We start from the raw sequence: 12,337 nt of genomic DNA, 5'->3' as shown, positions 1-12,337 counted from the left end.
CGTCGGTCAGGCGCCGGCCCTGATCTCGTAGACGGTGGCCGGCCCGTCCTGGAACCGGATGTCCGCCACCCGGGCCAGCGCGGGCGACACCGTCCCGGCCCGGCTGTCCGCGAAGAGCCACTTCACCCCGTGCTCGTCGCGCAACCGCCGGACGCCGGCCGCGTCGCCCTCGGCGAACACGCGCTGGTTCAGCTCGTAGACCGCCGGGTCGGGCGCGGGCTGGAAGTAGTACGCGAGCCCGTTCTTCCCGTGGGCGGCCACCGCCGAGTCCGAATAGCCCCAGCTCTCGATCAGCGTGCGCCGCCCGCTGAGGCCGGCCACCCAGAACGCGCGGGCGTTGCACTTCTCGGCGTTCAGGGGGACGCAGTGCACGTTCGTGGCGACCAGGTCGTCCTCGCCCGAGTGCTCGCCGAGCCAGAGTGCCGCCCGCATCTCGGCCGCCGTCACGGCCACGGCCGGTCGCGGCTTCGGCCGGGGATCGTTCAGGCTCGCCAGCTGATAGCTCACCCCGCCGGCCAGTCCGGCCGCGACGACCGCGGCCACCAACGCCGTCGGCAGGGCCACCAGGGCCCGTTTACGCCAGATCGCCACCGCGATCGCGACCGCCACGATGACGGCCGCGGCCGTGTACAGGAACGGCTCGGCCAGGGCCTTGCCCCAGCCCACGAAGTTGTTCCGGACCGGCCCGTGGATCTGCGGCACCACCACGACCCAGGCCGCGGCGGCCAGCGCCGCACCCACCGCCGCCGCCCGGAAGCGGTCGGCCCGGCCGGCCAGGGCGCAGACGGTCAGCAGCGCGCCGAACGGGGCGGTGCCGGCGAAGAAGTAGATCTGGCTGGACGACGGGTGCCAGAACACCCAGACCGCGCCGACGCCGGCCAGCACGATCCCGCCCAGCAGCCACCAGGCGACGTCGAAGTCGCGTGACGGCAGGACCAGGCCGAGCAGGCGCGGCGCCTGCGACAGCACCCACCACAGCACGACGAAGGCGACGAAGAGGCGGCCGGCCGTCCCGGCGTGGGCCACCCCGTCCGGCACCAGGCCGCCGAGCTCGATGCCGTCGCCGGAACCGATCGTCCCCTCGTACGGGGGCATCCGGCGCAGCGTGCTCAGGAACTGCAGTTGCAGGGTGCCCGCTCCCCCACCGGCGAACAGCTTCAGTCCGGCCAGCATGCCGAGCCCGGCCACGGCCAGCAGCCCGGCCGCCGTCCACGGCACGCGCCGCTGCTTGACCAGCAACGCCAGGCCGGCCAGCACGAGGCCGGCCACCAGCGGCGGCAGCCCGCTCGACTTCGATCCCGCGCAGGCCACGGCGAGCACCGGCAGCGCCGCCCACATCCAGCGCAGCGGCCGCCCGCGCAGCGCCTCGACCGCGATCAGCGTGAAAAGGGCGATGAGCGGCATGACGTACGTCTGTGAGGGGCTGATCAGCATGACCGGCAGGCCGCTGCCGAACGGCATCACCGCGCCGTTGGCCAGCATGGCCCGGCCGGCCACGACGGCGGCCGCCGCCACCGGCCCGGTCCACCAGCGGCCGCTCACCGAGCGGGCCAGCGCCGCGAAGACGAAGGCGGCCGTGCCCACGATCGGCAGGAACCACAGTCGCAGATAGACGGTGGCCGGCGAGATGCCGGTGAGGGCCGACGCCGACGCCATGTCGGCGTCGGACAGGTAGTGGTAGCGCAGCGTCTCGCCGTCCACCTGGGGCACGTGGAACGGGATCGTCCGGGCCATCTCGTGCACCAGCGCGAGGTGGTAGTAGATGTCCTGGTAGATCTCGAACGTCGTCGGCGGCAGGGCGACCGTCCGGAGGTTCGTCACCCCGGCCAGGACGACCAGGAGCAGCACCACCGACATGCCCCACGACCAGGCCAGGGGCAGCGGGCGGGGCTCGCTGATCCGCCAGTGCCGCCGCAGCCCGGGCACGGCCACGAAGAGCAGCACGACCAGGGCCAGCCAGATCGGCAGCAGCACCCGGGCGCCGGTCGCGGCGGCCAGCGCCCAGCCGATCAGCTGCACGACGAGCCCGGCCGCCGCGCCCAGGCCGAGGTCCTCGGGCCAGTTGCCGCGGCTGCCGTGCAGCGCGCGCAGCACGAGCGTGCCCGGCAGCACGACGGCGACCGCGAAGTAGGCGGCGTAGATCGCGATCGACGCGGCCGGGGTGCCGAGCCAGAGGAGGGTGGCGACGGCCGCGACGGCCGGGGGAACCCAGGGCAGAACCCGCCACCACGGGGTCGCGCGGGGTTGTTCCGCCGGGGCCGGGGACGCCACGGGCGGGTCCTCCAACAGCGTGGTCATGGCTACACCTGGGGGGTCGAGTCTGTGCGCCGGCTGTGCGCCGACGGCGCATCGTAACCGTCACGCACAAGCGCGATCGCGGCCAGGCTGACCAGCATCAGCGCCACGATCGGGGCCGGGCCGAGCCGCTGCCGCAGGATCAGCAGCCCGGCGACCGCCGCGGCCGCCGGTTGCAGGCTCATCAACACCCCGAAGATCCGGGTCGGCAGCCGTCGCAGAGCGATCAGTTCGAGGGTGTACGGGATGACGCCGGCCAGAAGCGCAACGACGACAGCCCCGCCGAGCAGGCGGGGCTCACCGAACGCGCGTACCGCCCCGGCGAAGCCGAACGGCAGCACGAGCAGCGCCGCCACCGCGAACGACACCGCCAGCCCGCCCACACCGGGAACCGCCCGGCCGAGGCGCGCGCTGAAGACGATGTATCCGGCCCCGCACGCCCCCGCCGCGAGCGCGAGCACCAGCCCCGTCAACGGCACGTCGGTGCCGGCCCGCAGCCCGAGCAGCGCCACTCCGCCGGCGGCCACCATCGCCCACAGCAGATCGGCCGCCCGCCGCGTCTGCACCAGCGCCAGCACGAGCGGCCCGGCGAACGACGCCGTCACCACGATTCCCTGCGGCGCGACCCGCAGCGCCAGATAGGACAGCAGGGTCAGCCCGGCCGCGAACACGCCGAGCAGGACCGCGGCCCGCCACGCCGGGCCCGTCCACCGCCACACCCGCGGCCGCACGACGACGGCGAAGACGAGCGCCGCCAGCCCCATCCGCCAGGTCAGCACTCCGGCCGGGCCCAGCTCTCCGAAGAGCGTGCGGGCGATGGCCGACCCCGACTGCGCCGACGCGACCGACACCACGACCAGCATCGCCGGCGTTGTCCTCATGGCGCCGACGGTAGGTGTGGCGGCTCCCGGGGTGGTACGAAGGCGTACCACCCCGGGGTTTTCCGCGTCAGGCGACGACGGCGAAGCCGCCCGTCCAGGAGACCTTCTCGGCGGCGGCCAGGCCGATCTGGAGGAAGCCGAGCGACTCGAGCTCGCGGGCCCGCTTGAGGCCGCCCGCGTCGACCGCGCGCAGTCCGGCCGCGGTGACCACGCCGGCCAGCAGGGCCTTGGCGTCGGCGTCGTCGCCGGCGATGAGGACGGCGGTCGGCTCGGTCCCGTTGGTGCCGGCGACGAGCGTACCGGCGAAATTGGTGTTGAAGGCCTTGACGACGCGCGCGGTGGGCAGGGCCGAGGCGATGCCGGCGGCGGCCGAGCTGTCGGCCGGGACGACCAGGTCGTCGAAGGTGGCGAAGTCGACCGGGTTGGTGATGTCGACGACGACCTTGCCGGCGAGCTGGCCGGCGCGCTCGGCGATGATGCCGGCGACCGACGCGTGCGGCACGGCCAGCACGACGATGTCGCCGGTGACCGGCTTGGCGGCGTCGGAGCTGGTGAAGGTCTCGACGGTGTTGCCGCCCTTGGTGACCAGGTTCGCGATCGCCGCGCCCATGTTCCCGGTGCCGATGATGCTGACGTGTGCCATCCGGACCACTCCCTCATTGGTTGTTGCTACAACCATCGCACCGCGACCTAGGTTGTAGCAACAACTAATTGCGTGAGATGATGTGGTCATGGACACACGATGGCTGACCCCCGACGAGCTGAACGCCTGGGTTCGCCTGGCCGCCGTGCTCGAGCTGCTGCCCGGTGTGCTGGAGAGTCAGCTGCGCCGCGACGCCGACCTCGGCCATTTCGAGTACTACGTGCTCGCCATGCTCTCCGAGGCCGACCGCAGGACGCTGCGGATGACGGCGCTGGCCCAGATGACCAACGCCACCCTCCCCCGGCTCTCGCACGTCGTGCAGCGCCTGGAGACGCGCGGCTTCGTCGAGCGCTTCCCCTGCCCCGAGGACCGGCGGGCCACCAACGCCCGGCTCACCGACACCGGCTGGGAAAAGGTCAAGGCGAGTGCACCGGGCCATGTGGCCACGGCCCGGGAGTACGTCATCGACGCCCTCACCCCCGAGCAGGTCGCGCAGCTCGGCGAGATCACCGGCGCGATCCTCACCCGCCTCGACCCGGACGGCCACTTCGCCGCCCGGCGGACCTGAGATTCAGACCAGGGCCTCGTACTCCTCGTCGGTCAACCGGATCTCCGCAGCGGCGCAGTTCTCCTCCAGGTGCGCCACCGACGAGGTGCCCGGGATCGGCACCATCACCGGGGACCGGCGCAGCAGCCACGCCAGCGCCAGCTGGCCGGTCGTCTTGCCCGGGTGGGCCGCCGCGACCTTGTCGAGCGGGCCGCCGGGCCGGGCCAGCGCTCCCGCGTCGACCGGCGCCCACGGGATGAAGGCGATGCCCTGCCCGGTGCAGTAGTCGAGCAGCTCCTCGGCCCGGCGGTCGCCCAGGTTGTAGCGGTTCTGCACCGAGGCGACCGGCACCCCGAAGTCCTGGGCCTGCTTGACGTCCTCGACCGTCACCTCGGACAGGCCGACCTGCTTGGCCAGGCCCTCGTCGAGGAACCAGCGGAGCACCTCGAACTGTTCCTCGCGCGGCGTCCTGGGATCGATGCGGTGCAGCTGCCACAGGTCGATCTGCTCGACGCCGAGGCGCCGCAGGGACAGCTGCATGCACTGCCGCAGATATTCGGCGCGGCCCAGAGCCACCCACACGCCAGGACCCGTACGCGCGAAACCGCCCTTGGTCGCGATGACCACGTCGCCGTAGCCCTTGCCGTCGTGCAGGGCCTCACGGATCAGGTTCTCCGAGACCTCGGGGCCGTACGAGTCGGCGGTGTCGATGAAGTTCACACCGAGCTCCACCGAGCGGCGCAACACCCGTACGGCCTCGTCGTGATCGGCCGGCGGGCCCCAGATGCCCGGCCCGGTGATCCGCATGGCCCCGTATCCGAGCCGGCGGACCGTCCGGCCGCCGAGATCGATCGTGCCGCTCATCCTGCGCTCCTCAAAGCTTGTCGAGATCCCCAAACTATGCCGACGCAAACACCTGTCGCCAATGCGCCGATTCCGCGTACGGGAGCCCCCCGGCCGACCTACGTTGAGCCCGCCAACACCGCTTCTCTGGAGGACGGAACAATGTCCCAGTCTGACTATCGCAAGCGGCTGACGGGCGGTCTCCTGGCCGCCGCCGCGTCCGTGGCCGCCGCCGTCGCCGCCACGCCCGCGCAGGCCGCGCCGGGCGGGTTCCCGTTCAGCGACTTCAGCCTCAACGGCTCGGCGAGCTTCGTGTCGGCCAGCGACTCGCCCAGCTCGGTGCTGCGCCTGACCGGCGGCGGATATCGCCAGGCCGGCTCGGCCTGGGGCGCCGAACGGATCGACCTGACCCGCTCGTTCGAGACCACCTTCGGCGTGCACCTGCGCGGCAACGCCCCCGGCGCCGACGGCGTGGCCTTCCTCGTGCAGGGCGTGGGCCCGCGCGCCCTCGGCGGCTGGGGCGGCGGCCTCGGCTACCGCGGCATCCGCCCGAGCGTCGCGGTCGAGCTCGACGACTTCCGCAACCCGGGCGACGCCGACGCCAGCCACGCCGGGGTCGTGCTGCGCGGCAACCCGGACTACCACCTGGCGGCCGCCCCGACCGCCACGCCCCTGTTCGGCGCGCCCGTCACGGTCCGGGTGGCCTACGACGCCGGCGCCCACCAGCTGACTGTCGCCGTCGGCGGCCGGCAGCTGATCAGCACGTCCGTCGACCTGGCGGCCCAGGTCGGCGCCGACATGGCCTGGGTGGGTTTCACCGGCTCCACCGGCAGCACGTCGTCGACCCAGGAGATCCTCGACTGGAACCTCTCAGTCAGCTGACTCATCGCGGCCCCGGCCCCCGCTCCCAGCGTCGACGGCATGACGTGGAACGCTTCCGAGCGGGGGCCGGTCGCCCTGCTCACCTTCACCAACCAGCCCGACAGCCTGATGACCTTCGCCGGCCTCATCGAGCTGGGGGATCTGCTCGAGACGTACGCCGCCAAGCCCGACACGGTCCTCGCCGGCGGCACGCCGGGCTTCTTCATCAACCACGCCGACCTGGCCGAACTGGGCCGGCTGGGCGCGGGCACCGCCACCGAGCGGGAGCGCGGGGCGTGGAGCCGCGCGCTGCGCCTGCTGGCCTCCGGCGGCGGTCACGAGCTGGCGCTGGCCTGCACCCTGCGGGTGGGTTCGCCGGACGCCCGGCTCCAGCAGCCCCGAGGTGCCGGCCGGCATCATTCCCGGTGGCGGCGGAAGCGTACGGCTCCCCCGCCTGATCGGGCCCGGCCTCGCCGCCGACGTGATCCTGACCGGGCGCGAGGCCGGCGCCTCCGAGGCCCTGCGCGTGGGCTGGTCTTCTCCGGCCTCGACTTCCTGGGCGAGGTCCTGGGCTGGGCTTCCTCGATCGCGGCGGCCCCGGCCCCGGCGCTGGCCGCGGCCAAGAAGTCGATAGTGTTCGGCAGCCGTCTGCCGTTCGGCGAGGCCCAGAACCAGGAACGCGCGCTGTTCAGCGGTGTTCCAGCTCGTTAGCGATCAGGGCCAGGGCGTCGGCGGCCGGACTGCCCGGCTCGGCGTGGTACATCACCAGTTGCAGGCCGTCGCTGCCGATGACAGCCAGCTTCTCGCGGCGCAGGCGCATCTCGCCCACCCGCGGGTGGTGGATGAGGCCGGTGTCGCTGCCGCCGCGGTGGATGTCGTGGCGGGCCCACAGCTTGCGGAACTGCTCGCTCTTGAGCGACAGCTCGCCGATCAGCGACTGCAGGCGCGGGTCGTCGGTGTCAGCGCCCATCTCGGCCCGCAGCTGCGCCACCACGTTGCCCACGTTCTCGTCCAGGTCGGGGTGGGCCAGCCGGGCCGACGGGTCGGTGAAGAGCACGACCAGCCGGTTCGTGCCGGGCCGCATCAGCGGGGACAGCTCGGCCGCCAGCGGGTTGGCGGCCAGCACGTCCCGATAGCGGTTGACCACGAACGCCGGCAAGTTCAGCGTGCCCAGCAACATCTCGATGCCCTCCGGCACCCGGTCGGCCGCCTTCGGGGCCCGGCGCCGGCTCTTCGGCCGGGCCAGGTCCAGCAGGTACGAGCTCCCCTCGGCGTCCAACTGCAGAACGCGGGCCAGCGCCTCGACGACCTGGGCCGACGGCGTCCGGTCACGGCCCTGCTCCAGGCGCAGGTAGTACTCGGCGCTGATCCCGGCCAGCATCGCCACCTCCTCGCGGCGCAGCCCCGGCACCCGCCGGAGCCCGCCGCCGGGCAGGCCCACCTCCCTCGGCGTCACCAGTTCGCGGCGTGCCCGCAGAAAATCGCCCAGCGCGTTGTCCATGATCCCCACGGTACGAGCCCCGGCGCCCCGGTGCCTGTCCCCGCTACTACCAGGAACAACTCTGTCTGCCACATCGTCCGTGGCCTGCGCACAGTCGATCTCATGACATCGAAAACATGGTTCATCACCGGCGTCAACAGCGGCTTCGGCCGCCAGATGACCGAACAGCTGCTCTCACGCGGCGACCGCGTCGCCGGCACCGTGCGGCGCCCACACTCCGTGGACGATCTCCAGGAGAAGTACGGCGACCAGTTCTGGGTCGCCCACCTCGACGTCACCGACCTGCCCGGCGTCCGCTCAACCATCGACCGGGCCTTCACCGAACTCGGCCGCATCGACGTCATCGTCAACAACGCCGGCTACGGCCTGTTCGGCGCCGCCGAGGAACTCACCGACGAGCAGGTCATCGCCCAGCTCAACACCAACCTGCTCGGCTCCATCGCCGTGGTCCGGGCAGCCCTGCCCCACCTGCGGGCCCAGGGCGGCGGCCGGATCATCCAGATCTCCACCTACGGCGGGCAGGCCACCAACCCCGGCGCCTCGCTCTACCACGCCGGCAAGTGGGGCATCGAAGGCTTCATCGAAGGCACAGCCCGCGACGTCGCCCCGTTCGGCATCGACATGACCATCGTCGAGCCCGGCGGCGCCCGCACAGAGTTCCGGTTCGACAGCCTGCAACTGGCCACCCCACTACCCGCGTACGACAACACCCCCGCCGCCATGGTCCGCGGGGCCAAGGACCGCACCCGTCCCCCACTGGGCGACCCGGCCAAGATGGCCGCCCGCATCATCGACAGCGCCGACCAGTCACCGGCCCCGCTGCGCCTGGTGCTCGGCTCCGACGCGTACAAGTTCGTGACAGGCGCCCTGCGCGACCGTCTCGCCCAGATCGAGCCGCAGGAGGCCCTGGCCGCCTCCACCGACTGGACCGACCAGCAGTGACCGACCTTTCGGGCAGGACCGCCCTGGTCACCGGCTCGGCGCGGGGTATCGGACGGGCCATCGCCCTCCGGTACGCCCCGTGGTCCGCGTGCTCGCCCACGAGATCGGCCCCCGCGGCGTCACGGTCAACGGCATCCTGCCCACGGCCACCGAGGCCGGGCCCGGCATCCGGGCCTTCGTCCGCGACTTCAACCCGATGGGCCGCATGGGCACGGCCGGCGACGTGGCCGAGTTCTTCGCGGGCCCGCTCGCGTCCTTCGTCAGCGGCCAGCTGCTCACCGTCGCGGGCGGCGCGTTGGCTTAGCGGTGCCGGTCGAGCCGTGGCGGCGGACAAGCGGGGCAACGCTGGGCCGGGGAAGGAGTCTCCCCCGGCCCAGCGCCCGGACTTACCTGACCGTGACGGTCTTCGAGGTGGTGATCGGGGCCAGGGACGCCGCGCCGGTGTAGGCGCGCATCGAGTCGCTGGTCACGGTCACCGTCACCGAGCCGCGGCGCAGCGCGGTCAGCTCGCGCGTGGCCGGGTCGAGGATGGCCACCTTGCCGCTGCGGCGGGCGGCCTTCACGGCCTCGTCGCCGCTGCCGATGGCCAGGGACGGCGAACCGCTCCAGTGCACCGACATCGGGTAGCGCAGCGGCACCACCCGCGTGCCGTTCTCGACGCCTTCCGGCTGGACGATGCTGCCGTCGAGCTCGGCGGTCCTGCCGGTGCCCAGGGTGGCGGGCGCGTTCAGCGTGATCGACTGGGCGAAGGCCCGCACGTCCGCCGTCAGCCACTGCCGGCTCGCGGTGCTGTTCCGGTCGACCGACCAGTCGACCCAGCCGGTGAAGCCACCGCGGTCCGGCGTGCCGTACGGGTCCTTGCCCGACGACGGGTGCACGAAGTACGGCACACCCTCGAGACGGTGGACGTCGGCGATCTGGGCGTGCGAGCCCATCATCATCGCGCCCTTGCCGGTCTTGCCCCGGAAGTCGGTGAGCAGCTTCTCGATCAGGGCCGCCTCGTTGCGGTCGGTCAGCTGGCTCGACTTGGTGTCGGCCGGGTCGTCCACCGGGTGGTGGGCGGCCACGACGACGTTGCGCACCGACGGGTCACGCTCGGCGTCGGCCAGCGCCTTCTGGAACATCGGCCACTGATCCCAGGCCGAGGCCCGCAACGAGCCGAGCGAGCTGGCCAGCAGGATGAAACGCGTGCCCTTGTGGTCGAAGGTCTGGTACGGCTGCCCGAACTCCTTGGTGAAGTTGGTCAGGTCCTGCTGGGTGTTGTTGAGGCCGTACGACTCGTGGTTGCCCGGAACGTAGTAACAGGGCACCGTGCCCGGCTTGCCGGACGGCTTCTGCCCGGCCGCGACCAGGTCACAACCGGCGTCGGTCAGCACCTGGCGGGCCAGCGACAGGTCCTGCGGCAGGCCCCGGTCGGTGACGTCGCCGTTGAGGATGACCAGGTCGGGCCTGGTGGCCCGGATCCGCTGGAGAGCCGCGGTGGCGACCTGGGTCAGGGCCGGGTTGTCGGCCGTGAACTGCACGTCCGAGATGGACGCGAACTTCCACGTGCCGGCACCGCCCGGAAGCGTGCCGTCGGTCGAGACGAGCCGGTCGGCCTGGAGGTCGGGCCGGGCCGGCAGGTCGATCGAGGTGGGCACGTCGGCCTCGACACGGTTCAGGACGAACGTGCCCGCCTTCTGCTGGGCCACGGCGGTGTTGATGCCCTGGAAGCTGGCGATCGAGATCGGGAAGACCGTGCTGGCGGGCAGCGTGAAGGTGGCGTTCTGCCACTCGGTGCTGGCCTCGAGCGCGGTGCCGTAGACGCCGGACGCCTTGCCGGTGCCGTCGTAGTAGCCGAGGTAGGTCAGCCCGGCCGGCACGCTGATGCTGGACTTCATGCGGACCCGGACGCGCAGGGGCTGCCCCGGCACGGCGATCCGGTTGGCGGCCGACGTGGCCGAGATGCCCACGTTGCGCATCGCCGGGAAGTCGATCTTCAGGCCGTCGGTGTCCTTGGTGAACGTGGTCGCGGCGGTGCTGTTGTTGCGCCAGCGGGCCAGCACGTCGTCGGTGAACTCGTACGCCGTCACGGTCTGCACGCCGATGGTGATCGGCAGCTGCACCGACTTGCCGCCGACCGTGATGGTCAGGACCGTGCCGGCCGCTTTCAGCGGGACGATCGACAGCTTGCCGCCCTGCGGCTTCACGGCGATGACACTGCGGTCGTACGCCAGTTTCAGGTCGGCCGGGTCGATCGAGGCGGTGTAGCCCTGGTCGTCGCGGCCGGTCACCCCGACCGTCACCGCCTGCTCCGGCGTCGCCTCGGCGATGGAGAGCCGCTGCGCCGACAGCTCGACCCGGTCGAGCGCGCCCAGCACGTCGACCTTCTTGACCGCCAGCTCGTGCCCGGCCCAGGCCGTGACCAGCACGGAACCCCGCTGCGGGGCGGTGACCACGCCATTCCGGACCGACCAGCGCACCGACTGCGGCTTGACCACGACCGGCGTCTGGTGGTCATCGACTCCGGCCGCGGTCAGCGTGCGGTGCAGCCCCGGGAAGGCCTTGGCCTCACCGTTGATCAGCAGGTCGTGCAGCTTGCCGTCGCCGGGCGCCACGAAGACGCCGACACCGTTGGGGTCGTTGCGCTCGTGCCCGTCGGAGGGCACATTCCGTACGGTCGCCTGGTCGTCGCCCAAGGCCCGGGCCACCACGGTCGTCGAGCCGCCGCCGTCCAGGTTGACCGCGGTCTGCACGCCCAGGGCGGCCAGATCGCGAGCTTCCTTGTCGATGCCGACGCCGCCCTTGCCGGTGCCGCCGGGACCGTCCCAGGTGGCCAGCACGAGCGTCTTGCCGCCGTTTTTGAAGCCCAGCGCGGTGCGCGGCGCGATCGACGGGTCAAGGCCGGGCACGACCTTGCCGTCCTTCACCACCGTGCCGCCGTTGCCCAGGGCGAACTTCATCGCCTTGGTGGCGTCGTTCGACATCTCGTACGACAGTGTGGCCGCGTCGCCCACCTTCAGCGCCCGCAGCGCCGTCGCCGCCGAGTCGCGCCCGACCAGCGTGAAGCCGTCAGCCGGGATCTCCCCCGCGCCGGGCGCGCCGACCGAGACGACCTTGCCGCCGGAGACGACCGCCTCCACCGCGTCCACACCGGTGAATCCGCGGTTGCGGCTATAGGTTCCCCAGGCTTGGGTGTACGCGACGAGGCCGTCAGCAGGCACACCGGCGCCGTTGGCGGCATTGATGGTGAGGACCTTGTGGTCGGCCCCGCCGAAGACCGCCTTGGCGTCGACGGCGAGGTCGACGAGCTGGGCCACACCGTCCTTGCTGACACCGACGTGCTGCCGCCCGCTGGCGTCCGCGGTCTTGACGAGCTGACCGTTCTGGATCTCACCACCGAGCGCCGCGTTGCTGCCGCCGATGTCGAAGAACTCACCGTTCACACCGGCGACCGCGCCGGCCTTGTTCGCCGCCTCGCTCAGCGGCCCGCCGGAGGCGACGGCCCCCGAGGTGAGCAGGTCGGTGCTGACCGCCTTGTTGGACAGATCGACGGTCAGGAACCGCGCGTCGTACCAGCCGCTGCTCTCCAGCGCTTGAACATGCCGCAGATCGATGCCGGGCCCGATCCGCTCCGCACTGTCGACCAGCGGGATACCCCCGGTGACGGGCGCGACCGGCTTGGCCGCCCCCGTCCCGGTGACCGAGGGCGAGGCACTGGCCGCCGCCGGCGACGCGATCAGCGTCGTCGCGGTGGCGACAGCACCCACCCAGGGCAGAACTCTTGATCTCATGGACCCGGACGCTAGAGATCTTGCATAACGTAAGAATGAATCGCGTCAGGC

Annotated in this window: 11 protein-coding genes; 5 read left to right on the top strand and 6 right to left on the bottom strand. The window is 72.3% G+C overall.

What is annotated here, in order from left to right; all coding sequences use genetic code 11:
• Nucleotides 1–6 precede the first annotated feature (6 nt).
• The 3 genes from ACQP2X_RS16240 to ACQP2X_RS16230 all read right to left on the bottom strand — a co-directional run bounded on the left by ACQP2X_RS16240 (nucleotide 7) and on the right by ACQP2X_RS16230 (nucleotide 3,819).
• Nucleotides 7–2,298: a hypothetical protein gene (locus ACQP2X_RS16240; RefSeq protein ID WP_498697792.1), complete on the bottom strand. Its 2,292-nt coding sequence runs from the start codon at nucleotides 2,296–2,298 to the stop codon at nucleotides 7–9.
• 2 nt (nucleotides 2,299–2,300) lie between these two features.
• The gene (locus ACQP2X_RS16235; RefSeq protein WP_498697791.1) at nucleotides 2,301–3,176 is read right to left on the bottom strand and encodes an EamA family transporter; all 876 of its coding nucleotides are present in this window, start codon (nucleotides 3,174–3,176) and stop codon (nucleotides 2,301–2,303) included.
• Nucleotides 3,177–3,243: 67 nt separating this feature from the next.
• A complete protein-coding gene (locus ACQP2X_RS16230) occupies nucleotides 3,244–3,819 on the bottom strand; it encodes an NADPH-dependent F420 reductase (protein WP_498697789.1) in 576 nt (191 codons plus the stop codon).
• An 88-nt stretch (nucleotides 3,820–3,907) separates the two neighbouring features.
• Between ACQP2X_RS16230 and ACQP2X_RS16225 the strand changes: the two genes are divergently transcribed.
• Nucleotides 3,908–4,387, top strand: a complete 480-nt coding sequence (locus tag ACQP2X_RS16225) for a MarR family winged helix-turn-helix transcriptional regulator (RefSeq protein WP_498697788.1) — start codon at nucleotides 3,908–3,910, stop codon at nucleotides 4,385–4,387.
• A 3-nt stretch (nucleotides 4,388–4,390) separates the two neighbouring features.
• Here the strand turns inward: ACQP2X_RS16225 and ACQP2X_RS16220 are convergent, their stop codons facing one another.
• A complete protein-coding gene (locus ACQP2X_RS16220) occupies nucleotides 4,391–5,230 on the bottom strand; it encodes an aldo/keto reductase (RefSeq protein ID WP_498697786.1) in 840 nt (279 codons plus the stop codon).
• Nucleotides 5,231–5,371: 141 nt separating this feature from the next.
• Between ACQP2X_RS16220 and ACQP2X_RS16215 the strand changes: the two genes are divergently transcribed.
• Together ACQP2X_RS16215 and ACQP2X_RS16210 are read left to right on the top strand one after the other, a co-directional pair.
• Nucleotides 5,372–6,091, top strand: coding sequence for an L-type lectin-domain containing protein (locus ACQP2X_RS16215; protein WP_498697785.1), 720 nt, complete (start codon nucleotides 5,372–5,374; stop codon nucleotides 6,089–6,091).
• 382 nt (nucleotides 6,092–6,473) lie between these two features.
• Entirely contained in the window at nucleotides 6,474–6,704 is a 231-nt protein-coding gene (locus ACQP2X_RS16210) for an enoyl-CoA hydratase-related protein (RefSeq protein ID WP_498697784.1), read from the top strand.
• A 54-nt stretch (nucleotides 6,705–6,758) separates the two neighbouring features.
• On the opposite strand, the gene ACQP2X_RS16205 is transcribed toward ACQP2X_RS16210, so the two are convergent.
• Nucleotides 6,759–7,571, bottom strand: a complete 813-nt coding sequence (locus ACQP2X_RS16205) for a helix-turn-helix domain-containing protein (RefSeq protein ID WP_498697783.1) — start codon at nucleotides 7,569–7,571, stop codon at nucleotides 6,759–6,761.
• A 102-nt stretch (nucleotides 7,572–7,673) separates the two neighbouring features.
• Here ACQP2X_RS16205 and ACQP2X_RS16200 point away from each other — a divergent pair, with 102 nt between their 5' ends.
• The gene (locus tag ACQP2X_RS16200) at nucleotides 7,674–8,513 is read left to right on the top strand and encodes an SDR family oxidoreductase (RefSeq protein ID WP_498697782.1); all 840 of its coding nucleotides are present in this window, start codon (nucleotides 7,674–7,676) and stop codon (nucleotides 8,511–8,513) included.
• Between the two features lie 79 nt (nucleotides 8,514–8,592).
• Nucleotides 8,593–8,817 (top strand): SDR family oxidoreductase, encoded by a 225-nt coding sequence (locus ACQP2X_RS16195; RefSeq protein WP_498697781.1) that lies wholly within the window; start codon nucleotides 8,593–8,595, stop codon nucleotides 8,815–8,817.
• 82 nt (nucleotides 8,818–8,899) lie between these two features.
• Here the strand turns inward: ACQP2X_RS16195 and ACQP2X_RS16190 are convergent, their stop codons facing one another.
• Nucleotides 8,900–12,286 carry a phosphodiester glycosidase family protein gene (locus ACQP2X_RS16190; RefSeq protein WP_498697778.1) on the bottom strand — a complete coding sequence of 1,129 codons (3,387 nt, stop codon included), beginning with the start codon at nucleotides 12,284–12,286 and terminating at the stop codon, nucleotides 8,900–8,902.
• Nucleotides 12,287–12,337: the final 51 nt, after the last annotated feature.

Source organism: Actinoplanes sp. CA-131856 (assembly GCF_050956135.1).
GTDB lineage: Bacteria > Actinomycetota > Actinomycetes > Mycobacteriales > Micromonosporaceae > Actinoplanes.
Note: the sequence above shows the minus strand (reverse complement) of the source record. Positions and strands in the feature narration are given on the sequence as shown.

What these genes read in the sequence shown, in the direction of transcription:
- ACQP2X_RS16200 (WP_498697782.1), top strand. Translation starts at nt 7,674, where the DNA reads ATGACATCGAAAACATGGTTCATCACCGGCGTCAACAGCGGCTTCGGC.
- ACQP2X_RS16220 (WP_498697786.1), bottom strand. Translation starts at nt 5,230, where the DNA reads ATGAGCGGCACGATCGATCTCGGCGGCCGGACGGTCCGCCGGCTCGGA.
- ACQP2X_RS16225 (WP_498697788.1), top strand. Translation starts at nt 3,908, where the DNA reads ATGGACACACGATGGCTGACCCCCGACGAGCTGAACGCCTGGGTTCGC.
- ACQP2X_RS16240 (WP_498697792.1), bottom strand. Translation starts at nt 2,298, where the DNA reads ATGACCACGCTGTTGGAGGACCCGCCCGTGGCGTCCCCGGCCCCGGCG.
- ACQP2X_RS16215 (WP_498697785.1), top strand. Translation starts at nt 5,372, where the DNA reads ATGTCCCAGTCTGACTATCGCAAGCGGCTGACGGGCGGTCTCCTGGCC.
- ACQP2X_RS16190 (WP_498697778.1), bottom strand. Translation starts at nt 12,286, where the DNA reads ATGAGATCAAGAGTTCTGCCCTGGGTGGGTGCTGTCGCCACCGCGACG.
- ACQP2X_RS16235 (WP_498697791.1), bottom strand. Translation starts at nt 3,176, where the DNA reads ATGAGGACAACGCCGGCGATGCTGGTCGTGGTGTCGGTCGCGTCGGCG.
- ACQP2X_RS16230 (WP_498697789.1), bottom strand. Translation starts at nt 3,819, where the DNA reads ATGGCACACGTCAGCATCATCGGCACCGGGAACATGGGCGCGGCGATC.
- ACQP2X_RS16205 (WP_498697783.1), bottom strand. Translation starts at nt 7,571, where the DNA reads ATGGACAACGCGCTGGGCGATTTTCTGCGGGCACGCCGCGAACTGGTG.